At 47.5% G+C, this 24,372-nt stretch carries 26 protein-coding genes and 1 rRNA gene; 12 read left to right on the forward strand and 15 right to left on the reverse strand.

What is annotated here, in order from left to right; all coding sequences use genetic code 11:
- Nucleotides 1-467 precede the first annotated feature (467 nt).
- Nucleotides 468-1,991 carry a YifB family Mg chelatase-like AAA ATPase gene (locus KI655_RS17870; protein ID WP_285407618.1) on the forward strand — a complete coding sequence of 508 codons (1,524 nt, stop codon included), beginning with the start codon at nucleotides 468-470 and terminating at the stop codon, nucleotides 1,989-1,991.
- Between the two features lie 35 nt (nucleotides 1,992-2,026).
- Here the strand turns inward: KI655_RS17870 and KI655_RS17875 are convergent, their stop codons facing one another.
- The 6 genes from KI655_RS17875 to KI655_RS17900 all read right to left on the reverse strand — a co-directional run bounded on the left by KI655_RS17875 (nucleotide 2,027) and on the right by KI655_RS17900 (nucleotide 7,100).
- Nucleotides 2,027-2,983, reverse strand: a complete 957-nt coding sequence (locus KI655_RS17875; protein WP_285407620.1) for a DUF2860 domain-containing protein — start codon at nucleotides 2,981-2,983, stop codon at nucleotides 2,027-2,029.
- 147 nt (nucleotides 2,984-3,130) lie between these two features.
- Nucleotides 3,131-3,730 carry a thiol:disulfide interchange protein DsbA/DsbL gene (locus KI655_RS17880; protein ID WP_285407621.1) on the reverse strand — a complete coding sequence of 200 codons (600 nt, stop codon included), beginning with the start codon at nucleotides 3,728-3,730 and terminating at the stop codon, nucleotides 3,131-3,133.
- Between the two features lie 52 nt (nucleotides 3,731-3,782).
- On the reverse strand, nucleotides 3,783-4,769 hold the full coding sequence (locus KI655_RS17885) for a serine/threonine protein kinase (RefSeq protein WP_285407623.1): 987 nt from the start codon (nucleotides 4,767-4,769) through the stop codon (nucleotides 3,783-3,785).
- A gap of 63 nt (nucleotides 4,770-4,832) precedes the next feature.
- Nucleotides 4,833-6,251, reverse strand: coding sequence for a cytochrome c oxidase accessory protein CcoG (gene ccoG / locus KI655_RS17890; protein ID WP_285407625.1), 1,419 nt, complete (start codon nucleotides 6,249-6,251; stop codon nucleotides 4,833-4,835).
- Nucleotides 6,252-6,559: 308 nt separating this feature from the next.
- A complete protein-coding gene (locus tag KI655_RS17895; protein WP_285407627.1) occupies nucleotides 6,560-6,823 on the reverse strand; it encodes a YihD family protein in 264 nt (87 codons plus the stop codon).
- 109 nt (nucleotides 6,824-6,932) lie between these two features.
- On the reverse strand, nucleotides 6,933-7,100 hold the full coding sequence (locus tag KI655_RS17900) for a hypothetical protein (RefSeq protein WP_239842978.1): 168 nt from the start codon (nucleotides 7,098-7,100) through the stop codon (nucleotides 6,933-6,935).
- A gap of 282 nt (nucleotides 7,101-7,382) precedes the next feature.
- On the opposite strand from KI655_RS17900, the gene KI655_RS17905 reads away from it, so the two are divergent.
- Both KI655_RS17905 and KI655_RS17910 read left to right on the forward strand, forming a co-directional pair.
- The gene (locus tag KI655_RS17905; RefSeq protein WP_285407629.1) at nucleotides 7,383-8,174 is read left to right on the forward strand and encodes a sporulation protein; all 792 of its coding nucleotides are present in this window, start codon (nucleotides 7,383-7,385) and stop codon (nucleotides 8,172-8,174) included.
- Between the two features lie 102 nt (nucleotides 8,175-8,276).
- Nucleotides 8,277-8,930 (forward strand): hemolysin III family protein, encoded by a 654-nt coding sequence (locus tag KI655_RS17910; protein ID WP_285407631.1) that lies wholly within the window; start codon nucleotides 8,277-8,279, stop codon nucleotides 8,928-8,930.
- Here KI655_RS17910 and KI655_RS17915 read toward each other — a convergent pair.
- The 6 genes from KI655_RS17915 to def all read right to left on the reverse strand — a co-directional run bounded on the left by KI655_RS17915 (nucleotide 8,927) and on the right by def (nucleotide 15,311).
- Nucleotides 8,927-9,490 carry a DUF3157 family protein gene (locus KI655_RS17915; protein ID WP_285407633.1) on the reverse strand — a complete coding sequence of 188 codons (564 nt, stop codon included), beginning with the start codon at nucleotides 9,488-9,490 and terminating at the stop codon, nucleotides 8,927-8,929. The two genes, KI655_RS17910 and KI655_RS17915, sit on opposite strands and share 4 nt — an antisense overlap.
- 24 nt (nucleotides 9,491-9,514) lie before the next feature.
- On the reverse strand, nucleotides 9,515-10,960 hold the full coding sequence (locus KI655_RS17920; RefSeq protein ID WP_285407635.1) for a TrkH family potassium uptake protein: 1,446 nt from the start codon (nucleotides 10,958-10,960) through the stop codon (nucleotides 9,515-9,517).
- Nucleotides 10,961-10,980: 20 nt separating this feature from the next.
- On the reverse strand, nucleotides 10,981-12,357 hold the full coding sequence (gene trkA, locus KI655_RS17925; protein WP_032548662.1) for a Trk system potassium transporter TrkA: 1,377 nt from the start codon (nucleotides 12,355-12,357) through the stop codon (nucleotides 10,981-10,983).
- Nucleotides 12,358-12,448: 91 nt separating this feature from the next.
- Complete coding sequence (gene rsmB / locus KI655_RS17930; RefSeq protein WP_285407637.1) at nucleotides 12,449-13,729, reverse strand: 16S rRNA (cytosine(967)-C(5))-methyltransferase RsmB; 1,281 nt, start codon at nucleotides 13,727-13,729, stop codon at nucleotides 12,449-12,451.
- An 88-nt stretch (nucleotides 13,730-13,817) separates the two neighbouring features.
- The gene (gene fmt, locus KI655_RS17935; RefSeq protein WP_285407638.1) at nucleotides 13,818-14,765 is read right to left on the reverse strand and encodes a methionyl-tRNA formyltransferase; all 948 of its coding nucleotides are present in this window, start codon (nucleotides 14,763-14,765) and stop codon (nucleotides 13,818-13,820) included.
- Between the two features lie 33 nt (nucleotides 14,766-14,798).
- Nucleotides 14,799-15,311, reverse strand: a complete 513-nt coding sequence (gene def, locus KI655_RS17940; RefSeq protein WP_285407639.1) for a peptide deformylase — start codon at nucleotides 15,309-15,311, stop codon at nucleotides 14,799-14,801.
- A 140-nt stretch (nucleotides 15,312-15,451) separates the two neighbouring features.
- Here def and KI655_RS17945 point away from each other — a divergent pair, with 140 nt between their 5' ends.
- Genes KI655_RS17945 through KI655_RS17960 form a run of 4 tightly spaced genes read left to right on the forward strand, consistent with a single transcriptional unit; the run spans nucleotide 15,452 to nucleotide 18,714 of the window.
- Nucleotides 15,452-16,528, forward strand: a complete 1,077-nt coding sequence (locus KI655_RS17945; RefSeq protein WP_285407640.1) for a LysM peptidoglycan-binding domain-containing protein — start codon at nucleotides 15,452-15,454, stop codon at nucleotides 16,526-16,528.
- A gap of 9 nt (nucleotides 16,529-16,537) precedes the next feature.
- A complete protein-coding gene (dprA, locus tag KI655_RS17950) occupies nucleotides 16,538-17,650 on the forward strand; it encodes a DNA-processing protein DprA (protein ID WP_285407641.1) in 1,113 nt (370 codons plus the stop codon).
- A gap of 2 nt (nucleotides 17,651-17,652) precedes the next feature.
- Nucleotides 17,653-18,129, forward strand: coding sequence for a DUF494 family protein (locus KI655_RS17955; RefSeq protein WP_275665802.1), 477 nt, complete (start codon nucleotides 17,653-17,655; stop codon nucleotides 18,127-18,129).
- 12 nt (nucleotides 18,130-18,141) lie between these two features.
- Nucleotides 18,142-18,714 (forward strand): type I DNA topoisomerase, encoded by a 573-nt coding sequence (locus KI655_RS17960; protein WP_285407643.1) that lies wholly within the window; start codon nucleotides 18,142-18,144, stop codon nucleotides 18,712-18,714.
- A gap of 41 nt (nucleotides 18,715-18,755) precedes the next feature.
- Here the strand turns inward: KI655_RS17960 and KI655_RS17965 are convergent, their stop codons facing one another.
- Nucleotides 18,756-19,886 (reverse strand): 5-(carboxyamino)imidazole ribonucleotide synthase, encoded by a 1,131-nt coding sequence (locus tag KI655_RS17965; protein ID WP_285407645.1) that lies wholly within the window; start codon nucleotides 19,884-19,886, stop codon nucleotides 18,756-18,758.
- A 5-nt stretch (nucleotides 19,887-19,891) separates the two neighbouring features.
- Nucleotides 19,892-20,377, reverse strand: coding sequence for a 5-(carboxyamino)imidazole ribonucleotide mutase (purE, locus tag KI655_RS17970; RefSeq protein WP_032548673.1), 486 nt, complete (start codon nucleotides 20,375-20,377; stop codon nucleotides 19,892-19,894).
- Nucleotides 20,378-20,574: 197 nt separating this feature from the next.
- Between purE and KI655_RS17975 the strand changes: the two genes are divergently transcribed.
- The 4 genes from KI655_RS17975 (at nucleotide 20,575) to KI655_RS17990 (ending at nucleotide 23,247) form a co-directional block, all read left to right on the forward strand.
- A complete protein-coding gene (locus tag KI655_RS17975; RefSeq protein ID WP_285407647.1) occupies nucleotides 20,575-21,132 on the forward strand; it encodes an L-threonylcarbamoyladenylate synthase in 558 nt (185 codons plus the stop codon).
- A gap of 21 nt (nucleotides 21,133-21,153) precedes the next feature.
- Complete coding sequence (gene hemF, locus KI655_RS17980; RefSeq protein WP_285407649.1) at nucleotides 21,154-22,071, forward strand: oxygen-dependent coproporphyrinogen oxidase; 918 nt, start codon at nucleotides 21,154-21,156, stop codon at nucleotides 22,069-22,071.
- Between the two features lie 76 nt (nucleotides 22,072-22,147).
- Nucleotides 22,148-22,978, forward strand: coding sequence for a shikimate dehydrogenase (aroE, locus tag KI655_RS17985; protein WP_285407651.1), 831 nt, complete (start codon nucleotides 22,148-22,150; stop codon nucleotides 22,976-22,978).
- Nucleotides 22,979-22,980: 2 nt separating this feature from the next.
- Complete coding sequence (locus KI655_RS17990; protein ID WP_285407652.1) at nucleotides 22,981-23,247, forward strand: DUF1488 domain-containing protein; 267 nt, start codon at nucleotides 22,981-22,983, stop codon at nucleotides 23,245-23,247.
- Here KI655_RS17990 and KI655_RS17995 read toward each other — a convergent pair.
- Nucleotides 23,244-23,789, reverse strand: a complete 546-nt coding sequence (locus KI655_RS17995; RefSeq protein ID WP_285407653.1) for a gamma carbonic anhydrase family protein — start codon at nucleotides 23,787-23,789, stop codon at nucleotides 23,244-23,246. The genes KI655_RS17990 and KI655_RS17995 overlap by 4 nt on opposite strands.
- Nucleotides 23,790-24,292: 503 nt before the next feature.
- Between KI655_RS17995 and KI655_RS18000 the strand changes: the two genes are divergently transcribed.
- Nucleotides 24,293-24,372 (forward strand): 16S ribosomal RNA (locus KI655_RS18000); the annotation flags it as partial.

The raw sequence follows: 24,372 nt of genomic DNA on the forward strand, positions 1-24,372 counted from the left end.
AATCCCCCTGGTTACCGGTATTTTGGTAACTATTTTTTTTGTTGCTGCACATCGTGTGCTCCCATTCTTCCTGTCTATCGGCGTAGCCGAAAATGCTTCAAAGTATAAAAATCGAATCTATAAATTAGAAAAAACCCCCGGACTTGTCAGTGCGGGGGTTTTAAAAATTTGTGGCTATTTTTTATCCACACGCCCCCGCGTCGTCATAATAATGACCACGATAATCAGGTTAATCAGTGCGTATAGGCGTGTGTTTAGTGTCATAAAATCCGAGCTTTCTCGTCGATTGTCGTATGTAAAACCATCTATCTCTAGTGTTATCACAGAAAACTGTTTCCTGACAAGCAAAATGTCATTCTTTTTTCACATTAAAAACTAATTCCACCAAGCTATATAACAATCTTACGGCTTTGGTGAGGAACGAATACCCAGGCTGAATACTTTTAAATCAAGAACAAAGGAAAGCTATGGGACTCGCAATTATTCATAGTCGCGCCAGCGTCGGTGTGGAAGCACCTGCGGTCACTGTCGAGGTGCATATCAGCAACGGAATGCCAGGGTTCTCTTTGGTCGGACTACCAGAGACAACGGTCAAAGAGTCTAAAGATCGCGTGCGTAGTGCAATTATTAATTCTCGCTTCGAATTTCCTGCAAAGCGCATCACTGTCAACCTTGCACCAGCGGATCTGCCCAAAGAGGGCGGACGGTTTGATCTGCCGATTGCTTTGGGAATTTTGGTGGCGTCGGAGCAGCTACCAGAAACCAAGGTGCTTAAGCATGAGTTTATTGGTGAACTGGCTTTGTCTGGTGAGTTACGGAGGGTTAAGGGAGTGCTGCCTGCCACGTTGGCGTGTGATAAATCAAAGCGAGCCTTGGTGGTTCCACATGACAACGGTGAGCAAGCGGCGCTGGTGGGCAAGGGCGAGCATAAATCGGCGCAAACCCTGCTTGAGGTGTGCAGCTACCTGTGTGGACAACATGCCTTAGAGTTGAATAACGCCAGCGAACCTCACAGTGCGCCGCAATCGATGCGGGATCTACAAGATATTATCGGTCAGCAGCAAGGCAAAAGGGCATTGGAGATCGCAGCAGCAGGCAATCATAACTTACTGTTTCTAGGTCCTCCCGGTACCGGCAAAACCATGCTTGCCTCACGCCTTTGTGATTTATTACCTGAGATGAATGATGATGAAGCGATGGAGACGGCTTCAGTGGCGTCACTTACCCAGCAAGAGATCAATCAGTACAACTGGAAGCAACGCCCGTTTCGCTCTCCTCATCATTCAAGCTCAATGGCAGCACTAGTGGGTGGAGGTTCTGTGCCAAGGCCGGGAGAAATATCATTGGCGCATAATGGGCTGTTGTTTCTCGATGAGATGCCGGAGTTTGAGAGAAAGGTTCTTGATTCGTTACGCGAGCCATTGGAGTCCGGTGAAATCATCATCTCGCGTGCAGCGGGCAAGACCCGTTTCCCTGCTCGCTTTCAATTGGTGGGGGCGCTAAACCCAAGCCCGACGGGATATTACGAAGGCAATCAAGCCCGTGCCAATCCACAGATTATTTTGCGTTATTTGAATCGATTATCTGGTCCCTTATTAGACCGCTTTGATATGTCATTGGAGATCCCTCTACTTCCCAAAGGTATGCTTGCAGAAGGTGGCGATCGAGGTGAGGGGACACAGGTCGTTAGGCAGCGTGTAGTTGATGCAAGGTCGGCTATGGTCGAGCGAGGAGGAAAATCCAATGCACTGTTGACTAGTCGTGAGATTGAAAAGTATTGCCCACTGGATAAGCAAGATGCCGAGTTCTTAGAGACGGCTCTGCATCGGCTTGGATTATCAATTCGTGCCTATCATCGCATCATCAAGGTTGCCCGCACGATTGCCGATCTCGAGGGGAGCGAGCGGATTCACAAGAAGCACCTTTCAGAGGCGTTGGGGTATCGAGCGATGGATAGATTGTTGAAGCAGTTGACGGCACAAGCGGTATAACCAGAGTGAGGGTATACCGCTTGAGGCCTTAGTGGTTAAAACTTGTAGTTTAGACCAACAGAGACGATGTATTGAGACTCATCGTAGAAGGTAATGTTTGAATCGCTATGACCATAACCCGCTAGCGAAATCAGCGACCAATTCTGCCAATTCATGAACTTTTCATATTCATACGCAGCAAACAGGTTGATGTTGTCATCGCTGCGCTCTTTGTTGTTGAAGCGTGGGTTGCCACTGTCGTATGAGCGTTGGCTATAACCTGCGGTTAGTGCATATTGGTGGCGACCCTGAACCCCAAATAGACTCACTTCTGCACCCAGCTGATCATAGGATTCGGCACTGCCATCGGCATCACGTGTTTGGTAGATAACTGATGGAATCAACATCATGCTGCGGCTTAGAGGCTGACGATATTGGCCTTTCAAATAGAAGGTATCTGCATCTCGCTTGAGCTCATCTATAACTAGGTCTTTCTCTACGTCCTTAGTAGCAAAAGCCATATCGACAGAGAACGCAGAGCCGGCGATTTTATCGAGCTTGAGACGAAACGCGTTTCCTGTTTCGTCGGTTTTTGTGCGTGATGAGGTTGTGTTATATGGATCTGCCCAGGTTTCACCTGACATGATGGTTGGTAGGATTGAAGCATCAATCACCATTCCAGACTGCAGCTGATATTTGTAGCCGACTTCAAGTACGACGGTACCCGTCGCGATATCGTCACGAGCGGTACCCGTATAAACCTGATGATTTAAGCGCTCACCAAAGGTGTAGGCAATGCTACCCAGTGGTGCGACTAAGAAAGAGCTTTCAGAGGAAGCTTTCTGGTCAAGAGAGGAGATATTGCTATCGCCATCAGCGTCAAAGTTAGACGTGGAAGAGGTAACCCCTGCGTTAATGGAGATCTCTCCGCTGATGCCTTGCTCATCGGCAAGTTTGGCAAAGGCAGGGCTTGCTGCAATGCTCAAAGCTAGAACTGTTATTTTGAATTTCATTCGCGGGGCTCCTTGCCCAACCTGTTAGTGAATCGTGAAAAACTATAGATAGCCGAAATACTAAAAGGTTCCTGATTAATTTTTTATCAATGATGCTTTTTGAGCATAGCAAAAAAAAGGGAGCCGAAGCTCCCTTTTATCAATGAGTTATTTCTTCAATAAGAAATTAACCAGTGCAAAATATTCATCAAGTGAGTTGATACCTTGCGCATCAACTAGGTAACGGTTGTTAACCACAACGGCTGGTACGCCTGAAAGGCCGCTGTCTTTGAATGCTTTATCGAAACGACGAACCATAGAGTCCACTGCGAAACCTTTGTAAGCTGCATCAAATTTCTTCGCATCAACGCCTTCGTCTAGGAAGATCTGACGTAGCTCTTCTTCGTCACGTGGTGCTTTGTTCATGTTGTGAATGCGGTTAAACATCACTGGCACCATTTTGTCTTCGACTTTCAGTGCGATCATGGTTGCGTAGGCTTTGCTCATTGGCTTACCCATAGCGCCACCCATGAAAGATACGTGGTTCTTCTGAAGCTTAACACCTTCAGGAAGCTGTTTTTTTAGCTGCTGAATGATTGGTTCAAAGCTATTACAGTGTGGGCAGTAGAATGAGAAAAACTCCGTCACTACCGGCTTCTTCGAAGCTTCTAGATCTAGAACTTTGTAGTGCTCACCTTCGTTAAATTGTGCCGCGTGAGCCGATAAGCTCAGCATAACCAATGAGAAAAATGCGAATAGCTTTTTCATTTATTCAATCTCCATTATGTTTGAATTTTTGTTGTTTGCTATCAGTGTTGCCTTACCACTGAGGCATTAACGAAAGTGGTGGCTCCTGTAGGGTAGCAATCTGCTCTTTACAAGCAAGTACTTGTTGCTCCCAGTATTTCGGGTCATTAAACCATGGGAAGGCAATTGGAAAAGCAGGATCTTGCCATCGCTTTGCTAACCATGCCATGTAATGCACCATACGTAGACCGCGCAACGGCTCAATTAGTTTCAATTCTGCGCTGTTAAAGTCGCAAAACTCTTGATACGCCTCCAATAGGATGTCGAGCTGCATCAGTTTATCTTGGCGCTCACCATTGAGTAGCATCCATAGGTCTTGGACAGCAGGGCCATTACGCGCGTCATCGAGGTCAACGAACATCGGGCCATCACGCCAAAGGATGTTACCAGGGTGGCAGTCGCCATGCAGACGAATGATGCTGCTTGAGTCTGACCACTGCTCCTCCAGTGCCTTGATCAACATATCGAGGTCATTAAAGAAAGCCGATTCGATATGCGCAGGGATAAAGCGAGAGTTTTCGAGGATCTTACGTGGTTGATGCAGGTATTCATCGAGACTGATGGTCGGTCTGTGTTGGAACAGTTTTCCAGAACCCGCTTTATGGATTCGACCCAAGAAGCGGCCAACGCCCTCAAGTTGCTCGAGATTATCCACTTCATACTGACGCCCGCCAACACTATCAAACAGCGCAAACAGGTAGCCCTGATACTCATGCAGGGTGTGACCATTGATCTTTATAGGCGGTGCAACCGGGATCTCTTGCTCAATCAAGTCGAGCGCAAAGTCGTGCTCTTCCTGTATCTGCTCTTTGCTCCAACGCTGCGGACGGTAGAACTTCACCACGTAGCGCTTGCGGTCTTCATCCGTGAACTGATAGACACGGTTCTCGTAGCTGTTAAGCGCCAAAAGACCAGACTCGGCGCGAACGCCGATACTTTCTAGGGCGTACCACATGAAATCTGGCGTTAGGTTGTCAAAGTTAAAAGCTTGTTCAGTCATAAAATAAAAAAGGCTCATTACTGAGCCTTTTTCCATTGAGTGGTTGAAATACCTAATCAGGTATTAGAGCTTCTTGATAAAGCGGCTTTCAACTTCCATCGTAAACTCTTCATTATCCGAGAGTATAAACTGAATTGTCGAAACAGGTGAGCTGAGTTTTTCTGGATCAGCACCTAAGCTGATCGGCAGGTTAAGCACTTCACCCGGATCCACAGAAATGGTCTGCTTGCCGTACCAAGTTGGATCAGGCAGGCCGCTTACGCTTAAGTCATACTCTTGAACCTGCTGCGTTTTGTTGATTACTTTCAACGTGTAGGTGTTTTCTACCATGCCTTGGGTATTGATTCTAAACAGTTGGTTACGGTCACGAAGCACGGTTAAACCCGCTGGGTCGACACTCGCCACCTGCACAAAGAACAAGCCAATCATCAGTAGCAGCACGCCGCCATAACCCAGCAGCTTAGGTCGCATGACCTTAGTGTTATGGCCTTCAAGGCGGTGCTCGGTCGTATAGTTGATCAGTCCTTTCTCGTAGCCCATGCGATCCATGGTTTGGTCACAGGCATCGATACAAGCGCCACAGTTAATACACTCATATTGCAGGCCATCACGGATATCGATACCAGTCGGACATACCTGAACACACAGATTACAGTCGATACAATCGCCTAAGCCCAGAGCTTTAGGGTCAGCTTTGCGCGAGCGAGGACCACGACTTTCACCACGCTCAGTGTCGTAGCCAACAATAAAGGTATCTTTATCAAACATCGCAGATTGGAAACGCGCGTATGGGCACATGTGCAAACACACAATAGAGCGCATCCATCCTGCATTGGCGTAGGTACAGCCTGCGAAGAATAGCACCCAGAATACTGGCCAGAATGAGGCATCGAAGGTGAAGAAGCCGATTACTAGCTCTTTGACCGGAATAAAGTAGCCGACAAAGGTGAGGCCGGTCGCAAGGGCAATCGCCCACCATGCAAGGTGCTTAAGCGTTTTACGCATGATCAGATTCGACGTGAGCTTGCCTGAATCCTGCTTTCTTCGCTTGTTGGCCGAGCCTTCTAGTTTTTCCTCAAACCAGATGTACATAAAGGTCCACACGGTCTGCGGACACAGATAACCACACCAAACACGGCCTAAAAAGGTGGTAATAAAGAACAGGCCGAAGGCTGCAATCATAAACAAGATCGCTAACAGGGTCAGATCTTGAGGGTAGAGGGTGGTACCAAAGAAGTTGAACTGTTGGTTACCAATATCCAGCAAAATCGCCTGTCTTTCACCAAATGGAATCCATGGGATCAGGGCGAACAGTAGTAACAAGAACCAGCCGCCATAGCGACGCAGTTGTTGAAATTTCCCTTTGCTTTCACGCACGTAGATGCGGTTATTGGGGTTAAATCGATCTCCATTACCTTTATGTGTCTTGGGATTAAAGGTTTTAGGAGTCACATCTTTGATATCGATTTTATCCTGACTCATGGACTATCCTTTTGATGGTATAGGTGCCTTTTCTTAGTGTGGGCACTTTATGACATTGCTTTAAGTAACTCTGCGGGAGAATCTTGCACACCGTAGCTTTGGTATATCACTGGACCCTATACACGCTACTCTTATTTTAGAAGATTCTTATGGGAGGCGATTATAGCGACAATACTGTTCTCATTTCTTTAACGCTATCAACCTTTAGCAACAAAACTCATAACAGTTGTGACGAAAAAATAGCGAACAGAAACAAAAAAGCGACCGAATGGTCGCCTTTAAAATCGTTGAGCAGGATGTGAGTCTGATTAGATGATGCCGCGTGCTTTTAGAATAGCGGTCTTGAAATCGTCTTCTTGGTCTTTTTTCAGGCCAGGGATCATCTCGTCTTTTTGGCTGTTACGCATCTTAAGGTGGTAGATCAGCACGTCGTCGGTCAGCTCTTCTAGCTTGCCTTCATAACCTGCTTCTTTAGACAGTTTGATGATGAACTCTAATAGATTTAGCTCTTGGTCTTTTTGCCACTCAGGCTCCATTAGCTCAATCAGCTCTTCAATGCGATGGCATTTCATTTTCTATTCTCCACAAATTTTATAATGATTTGCAGTAAAGGTATCAAATCGGATACGGAATACCAATCCAACAGGCAAGAAAAAAGCGCAGTAAAGACTGCGCTTTTTGTTATGCGGCTTTAATTACTTTTGCAGAGCTAGACGTAAGCAGAGCAGTCTTCTCAACAAGAGTCATTGTAGGAGCCACTTTCTTTGCCGTTGGAGCAGCAACAAAGCCACTACGACGACGCATCGCACTACGGTTGGTGTGCGAAAACCTGACAGCTGTTGGTCGCATTGAGTTACCTAACGGTCAGGCATATCCATTGCCAATTTAATGGCCTGATCCAAAATGAGCTGCGCCGCAATTGCTTGAAGTTTGGCTCGTCTGGCTCTCGCCAATCCAATCATGAATCAGGATAATGATATGCGTACATATCAATAACAGATTATCATCATCTGACTAAACGATCGACGCTTGGGTTAAAAATTGCCGTCAATTACAGCTAAAATTGTGTGAGCAGTATATTTGAGTTTGAACCTCTTTCAGGCTTAAGATGGTGCTTTAAAGGAGGTGCATATGTCGTTCTTAAAGAAAACGCTAGCAAGTTTTGGTATTGGATCGGCGAAGGTAGATTCAGTACTCCAACAAGAGGTGCTTTACCCTGGGCGTAAAGCCAACATTATTGTGCACGTTTACGGTGGCTCACAACCTCAGGAGATCGATAACATCGACCTGAATCTGTGCTGTCGTTACATCAAGGAAGTCCCAATTAATCCTGATAAACAAGACCGAGGCCAAACTCGTCGTGTTCATCAAACCTATTCATTGGCGAAGTGGAGTCTTCCCTACGCCTTTACGATAGAGCCGGGCGAAACACGCGACTTTGAGTGTGAATTCGATGTACCACTCAATACACCTGTGACCATTGGTGACGCTAAGGTGTGGCTTGAAACCGGGCTTGATATCGCCATGGCCATTGATCCATCAGATAAAGACGTACTCACCGTGCGCCCCGATGAGCTGCTCGATGGCATCTTTAATAAGCTAGAGGCGCAGGGTCTGCGCATTCGACAGGTGGAGTGTGAGGCGGTTGAAGGCTTTGAACTGCCATTCGTTCAAGAGTTTGAATTTGTACCGACCACAGGGCCTTATCATGGTCGCTGGCGAGAGCTAGAAGTGGTGGCTCATCGTGATGAGCAAGAGCTGAAGTTGTGGTTTGAGATCGACCGCAATCGCGATGGAGCAAAAGGGATGTTGGCTAGCCTACTTGGTGTTGGTCAACTCAAACGTCAATTGAGTATCCCGCTCGACACCTCACCTCAGCAAGCCGGTGAGATGGTGATTGAGTATCTGGAGGACGTCACCTAACCTTTATCAGACCACGATCAGCCGAATAAAAATTTAAGCTTACACGTGTAAGCTTAATGTGTAATACTAGAGTAAATATTCGATTACTCTAGTAGGGTGCCCATGTCTGAAACCAAAGTCAGTGAATACAGCGAAATAGAAGAGAGAGCCAATGCAATCACACATGGCCTAGGTGTCGTGTTGGGTGTGGTTGGCTTGATCTTGCTGCTAATAAAAGCCGATCAATTTGAAGCTGATTCGTTGACGATGGCGAGCATGGCTATTTATGGCAGCAGTATCATCTTGCTGTTTCTTGCCTCCACCCTCTACCACTCGATCACCACTGAGAAAACTAAGCGCCTACTTAAGATCCTAGATCACTGTGCTATCTACCTATTGATAGCAGGCAGCTATACACCGTTTCTTTTGGTCAGCCTAAGAACGCCTCTGGCACTGGGCTTAATGGGGGTGATTTGGGCAATAGCACTGGTAGGCATTGTGATGAAAATAGCCTTCGTTTATCGCTTTAAACGCTTGTCACTGGTGACATATCTCGCCATGGGTTGGCTGTCACTGATCGTGATTTATCAACTGGCTAAGAGTGTTGAACTGGGTGGCCTAATTCTACTTGCTGCGGGTGGAATTATTTACTCATTGGGTGTGATTTTCTATGTCGCTAAACGCATCCCATACAATCATGCCATTTGGCATCTGTTTGTATTGGCGGGATGCGCCTGTCATTTCTTTGCGATCTATCTGTACGTCACGCCAGTTTAGCGTGCTAGTACTTCAACCACTTCTGCTTGAAGTTGATACGCTGGTTGTTGAGCGACATCGAGCTTGATCACCTTGCCTTCGGCACTGTCTTTTGGTCGAAGGTAGGTATCTGCCATGCGCTTGATAGACTTCCACGTATCCACTTGCTCTTCGGCTAGGAGTTCCCCGTCCGTTGAGAGCACCTTAACCTTCAGTGATACCAAGATTACCGGTTGTGTGCCTTGGTTAGTCACCGCGGTTGGAATCACCAATTGCCCATCTTGATAGCTTGCAGAACCCAACACAATATCAACACCTGACTGCGACAATTGCAGGCTTGGCTTGGTATCGTTGAGTTTGATGGTTGTTCCTGTCACGGCAGTCGATACGGGAATCGCGGCGATGCTCGGCTTCGCAGGTGCCGTCGAACCAGTGACTTCCGATTCCACCTTGGTTGTTACGTACTCCCAGGTAAAATCATCTTTGAGGTTCACCTGTTTACCATCGGGTAGGGTGAGCAGTTGATCGGCAAATGTACTGCCACTGAGTAGGGCACTGGCCATCAATAGGTATGTTCGCATAATGGTTTCCTTTTAAATGCTCGGTTAACGACGCCAGAAGGCAGGGAAGAACAGCACTAACAGGGTTAGGATTTCTAACCTTCCCATCAACATGCCAAAACTCAACAGCCACTTAGCTGCGTCGGGTAGCGGTGCAAAGTTCCCGGTTGGGCCTATCACACTGCCCATGCCCGGGCCTACGTTGGCTACCGCGGTGATTGCGCCAGAAATACTGGTGATAGGGTCCAGTCCCATTGCACTTAGGCCGCCCGCAATTAGAATAATCGTAATAAAGAACATCAAGCCAAACGCAACTAATGAGCGCACGATGTCGTCGTTGACCGGTCTTTGATTATAGCGTTGTACAAATACACCTGAAGGGTGGATCAGCTTCATCATCTGTTTGTGTAATAAGGTCATCGCGATCTGGAAGCGGAATATTTTGATGCCGCCTGAAGTCGAGCCGGAACAAGCGCCCGCCATCATTAAGAAGGCAAACAGTGTCGTTGGCAGAGCCCCCCAAGCCGTGAAGTCTTCCAAGCCAAAACCTGTCGTTGTAACCACAGAGACGATGTTAAACATCGACACGCGCAGCGCATCCATCACGGTGTAGCCATCACGAATCACCAGCCACATTGATATTACTGCACTTGAGACCAGAAACAGGTAGGTGAAACCGCGTACTTGAGCATCTTTGTAGAGCGGTGTGAGCTTGCGTCCACGTAGGGCACTGACAAACAGTAGGAAGGGCAAGCCGCCTAGGAACATGAATAGGGTACCAACCCAGTGCGCACTGTTTGAGAAGTGGTTCATTGAACCGTCAGAGGTAGAGTAGCCACCTGTCGAGAGCGTGGTAAAGGCGTGGTTGATGGCATCAAACATCCCCATTCCCGCAAACAAGTAGCTGATAAAGCACAACCCTGTGAGTACCAGATAGACGGCAACGATATTCTTGGCGACGGTTTTAGCGCGTGGGCTACTTTTATCAGACCAGTCTGATGATTCGGTCTGGAACAGGCGCATACCACCAACGTTGAGCATCGGCAGTACCGCCACCGCCATCACGATGAAGCCAACACCACCGAGCCACTGCAAGATAGAGCGCCACAACAAGATACTTGGTGCCATGTTATCCAGCCCACTGAGTACGGTTGAACCCGTAGTCGTAATACCCGACATGGTCTCGAAGTAGGCATCGGTGAAGCTGATGTGGTTAATGAATACAAACGGCAGTGCAGCAAAGGCGCTGGCGATGGTCCAAACCAAAGAGGTAATCAGGAACATGTCCCTTACCCCAAGACGGAAGTGCGCGGTTCGGCCTAAGCTCAGGCAGATAAAGGCGATCACATGGGTGATCACCACTGATTGACCGAACTCTAGAAAGCCGCCCGTTCCTGTAAAGAAAGCTACCAGAGTCGGCACATACATAAACAGAGCGAGCTTGGAGAGCACCAACCCAATAACCAATAGAATGGGGCGTAAGTTAACCATGATGTTTTACTGGTGCGTTCTTATAGGAAGAACGGACTCGGTTGGAATAACGACTCAACGTCTGGGACGTATTTTTTATCAACCAAGAACATGACCACGTGGTCATCTTGTTCGATTACGGTTCTATCATGGGCAATGAGTACCTCTTCGCCACGTACAATTGCGCCAATGGTGGTGCCCGGTGGTAGCTTGATGTCACCAATCGCTCGGCCGACAACCTTAGAGGTGGTTTCGTCACCGTGCGCGATCGCTTCAATCGCCTCAGCAGCACCGCGACGCAGTGAAGATACGTTAACAATATCAGCACGACGCACGTGAGTAAGCAGCGCAGAAATGGTTGCCTGTTGTGGGGAGATAGCAATATCAATCACACCACCTTGTACAAGGTCGACGTAAGCACCGCGCTGAATCAGCACCATTACCTTCTTCGCGCCCATACGTTTCGCCAACATCGCTGACATGATGTTGGTTTCATCTTCGTTGGTTAGGGCAATGAACACGTCTACTTGGTCGATGTTCTCTTCGGTCAGCAGCTCTTGGTCTGCTGCGTCACCACAGAATACTATGGTGTTTTCAAGCTCTTCAGACAGCTTCTCGGCACGGGTGTAGCTGCGCTCAATCAGTTTGATGCTGTAGCTCTGCTCAAGGCGTTTAGCTAAGCTGGCACCGATGTTACCCCCACCAACAATCATCACGCGGCGGTAAGGCTTTTCAAGGCGTTGCAGCTCACTCATAACAGAGCGGATGTGGTTACTTGCCGCAACGAAGAACACTTCATCATCGGCTTCAATGATGGTGGTGCCTTGTGGGCGAATAGGGCGACCTTGACGGAAGATAGCCGCTACACGTGTATCAATATGCGGCATGTGCTCACGTAAAGCAGACAGTGCATTACCAACCAGTGGGCCACCATAGTAGGCTTTTACCGCCACTAGGCTCACTTTCTGTTCCGCAAAACTTACTACTTGTAGTGCGCCCGGATATTGAATCAAACGCTCAATGTAGCTGGTAACTAGCTCTTCAGGGGCAATGAGGTGATCAACCGGGATAGCACCAGATTTAAATAGGGCTTCTTTCTCTTCCAGATATTCTGGAGAGCGAATTCGCGCAATTCGGTTAGGCGTATTAAATAGAGAGAAGGCGACCTGACACGCGGCCATGTTGGTCTCATCCATATTGGTTACCGCAACCAACATGTCTGCGTCTTGAGCACCCGCTTCACGCAGTGTATTCGGGTGACTGGCATAGCCATTTACTACCCTAAGGTCATATTTGTCCTGAAGTTCACGCAGTCGGTCGCCATCGCGATCGACAATAGTGATGTCATTGTTTTCACCTACCAAGTTCTCAGCAAGGGTACCGCCGACTTGTCCAGCACCTAGGATAATGATCTTCATAGCCTATCTCTTATTTTTTGTTATTTAACGCCTTGGTGATAGTCACCACAACGAAACAGCGGCTAAGAACCTCTTCTTAGCCGCTGTATAATTATGCTTGTTTCACTAGCACTGCGTAGTAGAAACCATCCATATCTTCTTCGCCAGGTAATATTTGACGACCTGGTTGTTCGATATCGGAGCCAATCAATGTTGCGTCCGCAGTACGCTCAAGAAACGCTTTCACTTGGAGTACGTTCTCTTGTGGTGTGATCGAACAAGTCGCATACACCATAGTGCCACCTGCTTTCAGTTGTCCCCACATCGCATCCATGATTTCGCTTTGTAGTTCTGCCAGCGCATCAATATCAGAAGCACGGCGCAGCCACTTGATGTCTGGGTGGCGACGAATAACGCCAGTAGCTGAACATGGTGCATCAAGTAGGATACGGTCAAATTGAGCACCACTCCACCACTCTTGTGGGTAGCGTGCATCACCACAGATTACGTCAGCACGTAATTGAAGGCGCTCTAGGTTGTCGTAAACGCGGTCTAGGCGTTTAGCATCAGCATCAATCGCAACCACTTCAGTATCGTTAGTGTGCTCAAGGATGTGCGCGGTTTTACCACCTGGTGCAGCACAGCAGTCGAGGATTAGCTCGCCGTCTTTTGGTGTTAGGTAGTCCACAGACAGCTGCGCAGCGGCATCTTGTACTGAAACCCAGCCTTTATCGAAGCCTGGTAGCAGAGTGACATCGCACGGCGCAGATAATTTTATAGCATCTGCAGCTTGTGAGTGCAGAGTGTATTCAATGTTTTCGTTATTAAGCAGCTCAGCATACTCATCACGAGTGTGGTGCTGACGGTTAACACGCAGCCACATTGGTGCCTTGCTGTTGTTCGCTTCGACAAGTTGCTCCCATTGGTCTGGGTAGCTCTCTTGTAGCATTTTTAGGATCCAGCTTGGGTGGCCGTATTTGCCAGCGTTGTGACTGACCGCTGCCTCATCCAGAGCTTCTTGATCGCGTAGATAATTGCGCAGTACTGCGTTGATCAAGCCACTTAGGTTCTGCCCACGCAGAGTTTTGGTCGCTTCTACTGTTTCACCTACCGCTGCATGCGAAGGGATACGCATGAAACTCAATTGGTAAATACCAACCAGAATTAGGTGGTGGAAAACACGTTTCTTGCCTTTTAATGGATTGTCCATTAATTGGTTGGCGATAGACTCTAGGCGAGGTAAGTAGCGCAGAGCGCCATAACAGATCTCTTGCAGTAGTGCATGGTCACGTGGACGAATCGTTTTTTGAGCCGCAGGTAACGCGTGTGAAAGAGAGTGGCCTTTATCGACAACTTGGAACAGGACATTGGCAGCAGCAGCGCGAACATTCATGGGGAGTACCGACTATTTTATTGAATACATGAGGGCATCTCTGCCCTCGTAAAGGTTATAGACCGCATTGAGTGCAGTCTTGCAAGTGTTAGACGAGCTGTGTGCCCACTTCAAACCAGCTTGCGCGAGAGTTCAAGATATCTTGAACTGACATCGCTTTCTTGCCCGGTACTTGCAGCTGTTCAAGAACAAGTACGCCTTGCCCTGTTGCTACGTAGATACCAGTTTTATCCGCTTGCAGAATCGTACCCGCTGGCTTGTCAGAGGTTTGCTCTGCTACACGGCTTTGCCATACCTTGATGCTGTTCTCAGCCGCTTCAAAGTGGCTCATTGGCCATGGGTTGAAGGCACGAACGCAGCGTTCAATATGAGCCGCGTCGTCATTCCAGTTGATACGAGCTTCTTCTTTGCTTAGCTTTTTCGCGTAGTTCGCAAGTTCATCGTCTTGCTTTTCCGCGACTGCTTTGCCTGAAGCAATGTCAGCCAAACACTCAACAAGAGCATCAGGGCCTAGTTCTGCTAGCTTCTCGTACATTGAAGTGCTGGTGTCTGTCGCTTCGATTGGTAGCGTAGCTATGCTTAGCATGTCACCCGTGTCAAGGCCGATATCCATCTGCATAATGGTCACGCCCGTCTCTGCATCGCCCGCCCAAATAGAGCGTTGGATTGGTGCAGCACCACGCCAGCGCGGCAGGATAGAGCCGTGTACATTGATACAACCTAAGCGAGGGGTATCTAGTACCACTTGTGGTAACAGCATACCGTAAGCCACTACCACCATGATGTCGGCATTAAGATCCGCCAACTCTTGCTTAGCTTCATCTGACTTGAAGTTCTCTGGTTGGTAAACCGGAATACCGTGCTCTAGTGCAAGCTGTTTTACTGGTGGCGCAGACAGTTTCTTACCACGGCCTGCAGGGCGATCTGGATTGGTGTAAACTGCAATAACTTCATGCTCCGAAGACAACAACGCCGCCAAGTGACGGGCGGCGAAATCCGGAGTACCTGCGAAGACAATTCTTAAAGACTGACTCAAGGTAGGCTTCCTTCTAATTGGTTTAACTAGCGCTTACTTTTGTTTCTCGTTGAAACGTTTGATCTTGGCTAGTTTATCTTGAATACGTTTGCGCTTTAGTGGCGATAGGTAATCAACAAACAGCTTACCTTCTAGGTGGTCAAGCTCATGCTGAACACAGATAGCCAGTAGGTCGTCAGCGTCAAAGGTGTACTCTTTACCTTCGCGATCAAGTGCTTTAACCGTCACTTCTGCCGCACGAGGCACAAGTGCGCGAGCACCGGGAACCGATAGACAACCCTCTTCGATGCCGTCTTCACCGCGCTTCTCGATGATTTCAGGGTTGATCAGCACCATTGGCTCATCACGTGTCTCTGAAATATCGATAACAACAATACGTTGGTGGAAATCAACCTGCGTCGCCGCAAGGCCAATGCCCTCTTCGTCGTACATGGTTTCAATCATGTCATCAACGAACTTTTGAATCTCTGGGGTAACTTCTTTTACCGGTTTCGCCACGGTACGTAGACGATCATCTGGTAATGTTAATACTTGTAATACAGACATATACACTCGAAATATTGAACTGTGCCGAAACAGCTTAAACCTTGTTGGCTCAATTCTAGACATTTTATAGGTCAAATGACAGCATCCTGAAGGTAAATCTACGATTCGATGTCATATATCCGGACCAAGGAACCGAGGTCATGCGCCATTTTTTAACAAGGTTAACGTTAGTTTTTCTACCATTGTCTGCCCCTGTTTTGGCTCAAGAGCCTGTCTCATCGCTGACCATAAAGCCGGATGCACCGCAAACCTATGTTGTTGAGAAGGGTGATACGCTTTGGGATATCTCGGAGATGTATCTTGATAGTCCGTGGTTATGGCCGCGCTTATGGCAGGTGAATCCAGAGATAGACAACCCTCATTTGATTTATCCGGGCGATAAACTCTCTCTGGTTTGGTTGAATGGTCAGCCAGTCTTGAGCCTTAAACCAGTGATTAAACTCAGCCCAAAGATTCGCGTGAGAGATAAAAAAGCGGTGCCGACGGTCGATGAGGGTTTAGTTCTTCCATACCTTCAATCAGATCGACTCGTCACTCAATCGGATATCGACTCCGCACAGCGAGTGCTGGGCACCAGTGATGGACGCAAGTTTTTAACCGCTCAAGACCGACTGTTTATCTCTGGAAAGCAGCAACATCAAAAGTGGGGAATCTACCGAGCTGTCGCGGAGTATCAACGTAGTGAGCCTCAATCGTCGATGGTGTCACTGCGCTTAGTGGCTAGTGCCCATCTTAGTTCCGTTGAAGCCTCGTTTAGCAGCTTGCAGGTCGACTCTCAGTTGCAAGAGATCTTAGTCAATGATGTGGTGTTGCCGGAATTGAATATCGATCAAGCCGCGCTCACGACGACCTTTTATCCTGCGCCAACCACCGCAGGACAGTTTGCTCATATTGTTGGATCTATGGAGGGAGGAAAGTTCAGTGCCAAGAACCATGTAGTGGTGATAGATAGAGGCACACACGATAACCTTCGCCAAGGGTCAATGTTTTCGCTCAGTGAGGCTGGTGCGGTGGTTTATGGTCAGCAAGGTGACTACAGCTACGACAGTGAGGCTCTGGGTGATAAGATCCAACTGCCAAGCACGGAAGTGGGGAATTTGATGGTCATAAGACCGTATCAGTACTTCAGTTTGGCCTTAGTGACTCAAAGCAGCAAACCTATTAGTCAGGATATCTTAGCTGTTTCACCGCTCTCAAGTGATGACTCTGACAAGTAGGATTCTCCCATGACAGAGCAAGAGCTAGCAGCATGGTTGAGGTTAAGCTTTGTCCCCAAGTTGGGTATGAAGCGCCTTAAGCGTTTGTTGGCCATAGACTCACCGCAAAATCTTGCCGATTACTCTCACCAACAGCTCACAGCGATTGGTTTCTCTGATTCGCAGATAGCCTACCTTAAATTCAAGACTGAGCCTTTGGTTGAAGAGTGCTTAGCGTGGCAAGCCCAAAGTCCGACTCATCATATTGTGACTCACCAATGTGCTGCGTATCCACCTTGCTTGCGTCAGATAGCCAGTGCGCCGAGCACCTTATTTGTGCGCGGCAATATTAGCACGCTGAGCGATCCTCAGATCGCAATGGTCGGCAGCCGCAACGCGAGCTTAGAAGGTTTGCAAACAGCTAAGGCCTTCGCCCGTGAATTTACCCAAAGTGGTTTGATTGTCACCAGTGGTCTCGCGCTCGGTATTGATGGCTATGCTCATGATGGCGCTCTAGAAGGTGGTGGCGAAACTTTCGCAGTATTGGGCTCTGGATTGAATGCGCTCTATCCGGCTCGCCATCGAAAATTAGCAGAGCGAGTCGCGGAGCAAGGTGCGCTGATTTCTGAGTTTCGACCCTCAGCCAAGCCGCGCCCTGAAAATTTCCCCCGTCGCAATCGCATTATTAGTGGTTTGTCGCTAGGCACGCTGGTGGTAGAGGCAGCAGAAAAAAGTGGCTCTCTTATCACCGCTCGTTACGCGTTAGAGCAAGGGCGCGAAGTCTTTGCCTTGCCGGGCTCAATACACAGTCCAACCAGTCGTGGAGGAAACAGTTTAATTAAGGCGGGCGCTTGTCTGGTACAGAGCGCTCAAGATGTCCTTGTTGAAATAAAAAGCCTACTAGATTGGTCTATTGAAGTACAACCCTGTCTGTTTGAAGCGCCGATAACCGACAATGCAAATGAACAATTGCCATTTCCACATCTGTTAGCTAACGTAGGGTTAGAGGCGACACCCGTTGATATTTTGGCACAGCGAACCCATATACCTGTGCATGAAGTCATGATGCAGCTCTTGGAGTTAGAACTTTTAGGGCATGTTGTTGCAGTTTCTGGTGGCTATATTCGAAAGGGGAGAGGCTAGCTATGATGATGGACATTCTGATGTACCTGTTTGAAACCTACATCCATAGCGATTCTGAATTGCAGGTGGATCAAGACGAGCTTGAAGAAGAGTTACTTCGAGCAGGGTTTCACCAAGACGATATTTATAAGGCGCTTCACTGGTTAGAAGATCTCGCTGCACTGCAAGAAACCGACAGCCAAGCGGCTATTTCGGTCTCTTCGAATACTTCAATGCGTGTGTATACCAAGCGAGAGATGGCGCGAATCAATCTAGAGTGTCGCGGCTTTCTTCTATTCTTAGAGCAGATTAACGTACTGACCACTGAAATTCGTGAGATGGTGATCGATCGAGTGATGGGGTTAGAGACCAATGAATTTGAGTTGGATGATCTCAAATGGATTATCTTAATGGTGCTGTTTAACGTACCGGGTAATGAGAGTGCTTACACGCAAATGGAAGAGCTGTTGTACACCAAAGAGCAAGGTATCTTGCATTAATACAGGCTTGTCATGAGTAGTAAGATCGATCATCAGCTTTTTTCCGCCCACGAGCATGCACTAGAACATGAAGCATGCCCGAAGTGTGATGGAGAACTACAGCTTCGTCACGGTAAGCATGGCCCATTTATGGGCTGTACTCATTACCCTGCATGCGACTATATCAAGCCGTTGCATCAGAATGATGGGCACATCGTCAAAGAGCTTGGTGTGCCTTGCCCTAAATGCCAAAGTGAATTGGTATTAAGGCAGGGGCGTTACGGTATGTTTATTGGGTGCAGCAGCTATCCCGAGTGTCATCATATTGAGTCGCTCGATCAGCCTAAAGAAGAACAAAAACAAGCACCACAAGTGGCCTGCCCTGAGTGTGGTAAAGGTCACCTTGTTGAGCGTAAGTCTCGCTATGGCAAGCAGTTCTTCGCGTGTGATAACTACCCTAAGTGTAAGTTTGCCGTCAATCAGCCGCCTATTATAGGCCGTTGTGAAGTGTGCCAGTATCCATTGTTGATGGAGAAGAAAACCGCAAAAGGCATCAAAAAGCAGTGTGCTGACCGAAAATGTCACCACATTCAAGAACAAGCATAAAAAACGGCGCTCAATGAGCGCCGTTTTTATTGGATTTCAACTTACTGCATCTGCTCAGCAAAATCGTGGATCGCTGGATAAGCCTCTTTATCCAAGATCTCAGCTAGGCCGCAAAGCGTGCGTTGCAGTTCTGCGTTGTAGTCTGCGCTGACGTTGATGTGACCCATCTTACGACCCGCTCGCTTCTCTTTGCCGTACCAGTGAACGTGACAACCCGCTTGCGCCAAGATCGCGTTAGGCAGAGTGTCTTCACCAAGGATGTTAATCATCGCAGTCGGGCGAATCAGCTTGGTACTACCCAGAGGCATACCACAGACTGCACGCAAGTGATTCTCAAACTGACATGTTTCAGCGCCTTGTTGTGTCCAGTGACCTGAGTTATGAACGCGTGGTGCGATTTCATTCACCAGCAGCTCACCTTGAACATCAAAGAACTCAAGTGCTAGCACGCCAACGTAATCTAGACGCTCTGCAATCGCAGTAAACATGGTTTTGGCTTGCTCTTGCAGAACGATGTCATCAATAGCGGTAGATAGGCTCAATACGCCATCGGTATGTACGTTCTCAGCCAGCGGGTAAACTTGGATTTCACCATCTTTACCGCGGGCACCGACCAGAGAAACCTCACGGTCAAATGGGACAAACTCTTCAGCGACAATCGCTTGGTTGTCGGTCGCTGCGATGCATTCTGCCATTTCGGTCCAAACGCTCTCGATAGCATCTGTCGACTTTAGACGCCATTGGCCTTTACCGTCGTAGCCACCTAGTGTGCTCTTAAGCACCATAGGAAGGCCAACATGGTTAATTGCGTGGTCAAAATCTTCACGAGAGTTGATAACCGCGTATTTCGCGTTCTTCACGCCTGCTTGATCGAGCAGAGCTTTCTCAAGACGACGGTCGCCGCCAGCTTTGATTGCTTCGGTAGTCGGTAGGAACTTGCCACTACGCTCACACACTTCAAGCACATCATGAGGGATGTGTTCAAACTCAGCCGTAATTACATCCGCACGCTCAATCGCATTCTCTAAGCCATTGCCTAGAATCGCTTGCGTTAATGGGTGAACAATATTCTTACTGCCAACATCAAAGGCAGAAATTTCAATATTCAGTGGCGCCCCAGCTAGGGACATCATGCGAGCAAGTTGGCCCGCGCCTAACACAAGAACATGCATGGGGATTAGTCCTCTGCAGGGTTTGGATTAGCAAGTACCGTTTCTGTTTGCTCAGAGCGGAACGCTTCTACTTTTGCCATCACGTCTTCATTGTGAGTACCGATGATTTGCGCCGCAAGAATACCTGCGTTCGCTGCACCCGCTTCACCGATCGCCAATGTACCTACCGCAATACCTTTAGGCATCTGAACGATAGAAAGAAGTGAGTCCATGCCCTTTAGAGCTTTAGACTGTACTGGTACACCAAGAACAGGAACGCTAGTAAACGCTGCTGCCATGCCCGGTAGGTGAGCTGCGCCGCCTGCCCCTGCAATGATCACCTTGATGCCACGCTCTTTTGCACTCGTTGCGTAATCCGCAAGTAGTTGAGGAGTACGGTGAGCAGAAACCACTTTTGTTTCGTACGCTACGCCAAATTGATCCAACATATCTGCTGCTAGCTTCATTGTTGGCCAATCAGATTTAGAACCCATGATAATACCGACAGTCATCTCAAACTCCTTCAGGTACGATTTGATTAAGTGATTTAGATAATTTGCGCGCATTATACGGGTAAAATCGCATTAGGAAAACGTTTGCGTCAGTCAAAATTGTTATTTGATACATTTTATAAACAAATAGCTTTAGGCACAGTTAGTGATTATTTGTACACTTAACGAGTTTAATAGCAGAATAAATGAGGCAACCCGTGGACAACTTTCAGAATACTTTACAGGCATTACAACAAGGTGAAGTGATCGCCTACCCAACTGAAGGTGTATTTGGTGTTGGCTGCGACCCTGATAACCCGCAAGCCATCCAGAAATTACTTGAACTTAAACAGCGTCCAGTGGAAAAGGGCCTCATCTTAATTGCTGCAAGTTATGAACAACTGCTTCCTTATATAGATGAAAGCCAGCTTACCTCTGAGCAATTGGCAACGGTAAAATCGACATGGCCAGGCCCTGTTACGTGGATCATGCCAGCCGGTGAACAAGTAACAGATTGGGTGAGTGGTCAATTCGATTCGATTGCGGTACGTGTAACTGATCACCCTTTGGTACAAAGAGTGTGTAATGAGTTCGGTAAGCCGTTAACCTCTACCAGTGCCAACCTATCGGGTGAGCCGCCGTGTATGACAACTGAAGAAGTGAAACAGCAACTTGGTCAACATCTGGTGGCGATCCTAGAGGGTGAAACGGGTGGTCGTGATAAGCCAAGCGAGATCCGTGATGCAAAAACTTCTCAAATATTAAGACAGGGCTAAACCCTGCATAAAGGAAGAAACATGTCAGCAATTGATAAAGATGCGGTAAAGCAGTTCTTGCTCAACTTACAAGACTCTATTTGCCAACAATTAGAGCAAGCCGATGGTGGCGCTGTTTTTAAAGAAGACGCGTGGCAACGTGAGCCGAGTGAGCGTCTTGGTGGTGGTGGTCGCACGCGTGTGATGACCAATGGTGCCGTCTTCGAACAAGGTGGGGTTAACTTCTCTCATGTCGCAGGTAAAGCAATGCCTGCATCAGCAACCGCACATCGCCCAGAGCTTGCCGGTCGTAAATTCGAGGCGATGGGTGTTTCATTGGTTATTCACCCTAAGAATCCATATATTCCAACTTCACATGCTAATGTTCGATTCTTCATTGCAGAGAAAGAGGGAGAGGATCCAATCTGGTGGTTTGGTGGTGGCTTCGACCTGACCCCGTTCTACCCATTTGCTGAAGATTGCCAATCTTGGCACCAAACGGCGAAAGACCTATGTGCGCCATTTGGTGCTGATGTGTATCAGCAGCATAAAGAGTGGTGTGATAAGTATTTCTACTTGCCTCATCGTGATGAGATGCGTGGTGTAGGCGGCTTGTTCTTTGATGATTTGAATGAGTGGGGCTTTGAGAAGAGCTTTGCTTACATGCAAGCGGTTGGCGAGGGTTATACTCAAGCTTATCTGCCAATTGTTGAACGAAGAAAAGAGACGCCTTACGGTGAACGTGAACGCGATTTCCAACTCTATCGTCGTGGCCGCTATGTTGAATTTAATCTAGTTTATGACCGTGGCACCCTATTTGGTCTACAAAGTGGTGGTCGTACCGAGTCGATTCTGATGTCGATGCCACCATTGGCACGATGGGAGTATCGATACGAACCTCAAGAGGGTTCACCAGAGGCGCTACTGTACACAGACTATTTAAAACCTAGAGTTTGGTAAGACTTCCCTCCTTATAGGTATAGTGATAGGGTCATCATTCGATGACCCTTTTTCATAAGCTCTGTTAGGTAAGGATATGACACAGTACATAGATCGCTATGCCGTTTTTGGAAACCCAATTAGTCAAAGTAAATCACCATTTATTCATACGCTATTTGCTCGCCAAACGAACCAGCAACTTACCTATACATCTCAACAGCCTGAGCCCGGTGATTTTCTCATTGCAGCGAAAGATTTCTTTGGTAATGGTGGTAAAGGCTGTAACGTCACAGCACCGTTTAAAGAAGACGCATACCAATTTGCGGATCGTCTAACTGAGCGCGCTCAACTAGCTGGCGCCGTCAACACTCTTAAAAAGCTTGATGATGGCGAGATCATTGGTGACAACACCGACGGTGAGGGGCTCGTCCAAGATTTATTGCAACACCAAGTAGTATTAAAAGACGCTCGTATTTTGTTGCTTGGAGCTGGCGGTGCTGCAAGAGGTGTGATTAAACCATTGCTTGACCACAGTCCTCACCAGTTAGTGATTGCCAACCGTACTGCTTCTAAAGCACGACTACTCGCAGAAATGTTTACTTCCTTTGGTAATGTCTCAGGCATTGGACTTGATGAGGTGCATGAAGGCTTTGATGTGATCATTAACTCCACTTCTTCAGGGTTGAGTGGTGAGCTTCCACAAGTGTCCGCCGAGATATTCACACCAACAAGTACCGTTTATGACATGGTCTATGGTTCGGGGCACACGGTCTTTAATCGCTGGGCATTAGATAATGGTGTTCACGCTGCTTATGATGGCCTAGGTATGCTAGTTGGTCAGGCCGCCGAAAGCTTCATGCTGTGGCGAGGTCTAAGACCGGGTACCAAGCAAATCCTCAGAGAATTGAGAAAGAACTTAGAGGCTTAACAATGAATCAGTCTATTCTGTTTCCAGACATTCAAACCTGGGATGAAGAGAATCAATCAGTGGTATTTCCAGCTCAGCAGAGTGGTGCACTGATTGAGTGTCTCGTTAGTCTAGAGCAATTAGCAAAACTTGCGGGTCGTGAGGTAGAGAGTGACCAAGCACTCTCGGTGTTTAATGAACTGCGTTTTGACCTTGAAGAGTTAGCAGAAGAGCTAATAGAAGAAGAGGAGTTTAACTCCTCTGGTCAAATCGAGATTCAAGCGCCTTAAACCGGTCGAACTGAATCTAGGTAGTCATCTTTGTTCTGCACATAGTTGTCGGCAGATTTTTGAAGAAAAGCACGTTCTTTATCTGACAAGGGACGTGCTTGCTTCACTGGACTTCCTACATAGAGATAGCCGCTTTCTAATACCTTGTTAGGTGGCACTAAGCTACCCGCACCAATCATCACTTCTTCTTCAACGACTACATTATCTAGAATGATAGCGCCCATACCCACTAATACTCGGTCTTGAATGGTACATCCATGCAGCATCACCTTATGGCCAATCGTTACATCGTTGCCAATAATCAGTGGGTATCCGTCGGGGTTCTCTTTGTTCTTGTGAGTGACATGTAATACAGAACCATCTTGGACATTCGTGCGTTGGCCTATATGAATGTGGTTCACGTCTCCTCTTGCTGCGACCAATGGCCAAACACTAGAGTCGTCGCCAATTTTGATATCTCCAACTAATATTGCGGTTTCATCTATATAGATGCGTTCGCCTAACTGAGGGGCGATACCTTTATAACTGCGTATAGAACTCATAAATCCTCCTTTATATAGCTAGCTTAAGAGCAATATTAGGTCGATGACTAGGATAAATAGCCAGTTTTGGGTGTTTTTTATCCGAACAATCAAAAAACAGAAAAAAACGTAAAAAAGGGCTTGCCAATGTGATCGCAATCTCTATAATGCCACCTCGCTGACACGGGATGGCTTCGAAGCTTAGGTTTCAAGAGCGAGAACAAATCAGCAAGCCAAATTAGCCAAGCTAAGCGCTTGAAAAAAGATTTGAAAAAAGTGGTTGACACTAAAACTTAAATCGCTAAAATGGCCGTCCGATTTGAGCGAAGCTCAAAAAGGAAAAGCTCTTTAACAATTTAAACCTATCAATCTGTGTGGGCACTCGTTGATGAATATCAAAAATGAAACTTCGGTTTCAACTTGATTTCAATGAACTGAGTGACCAATTCGAATCGTAAGATTCGGCACAGTCAATTCAACATTACTATGTAATGTAATCAGTATTCATTGAGTCACAAAATCTTAAATTGAAGAGTTTGATCATGGCTCAGATTGAACGCTGGCGGCAGGCCTAACACATGCAAGTCGAGCGGAAACGAGTTAT

The organism is Vibrio sp. D404a (assembly GCF_030248535.1).
In the GTDB taxonomy this organism is placed as follows: Bacteria; Pseudomonadota; Gammaproteobacteria; order Enterobacterales; family Vibrionaceae; genus Vibrio.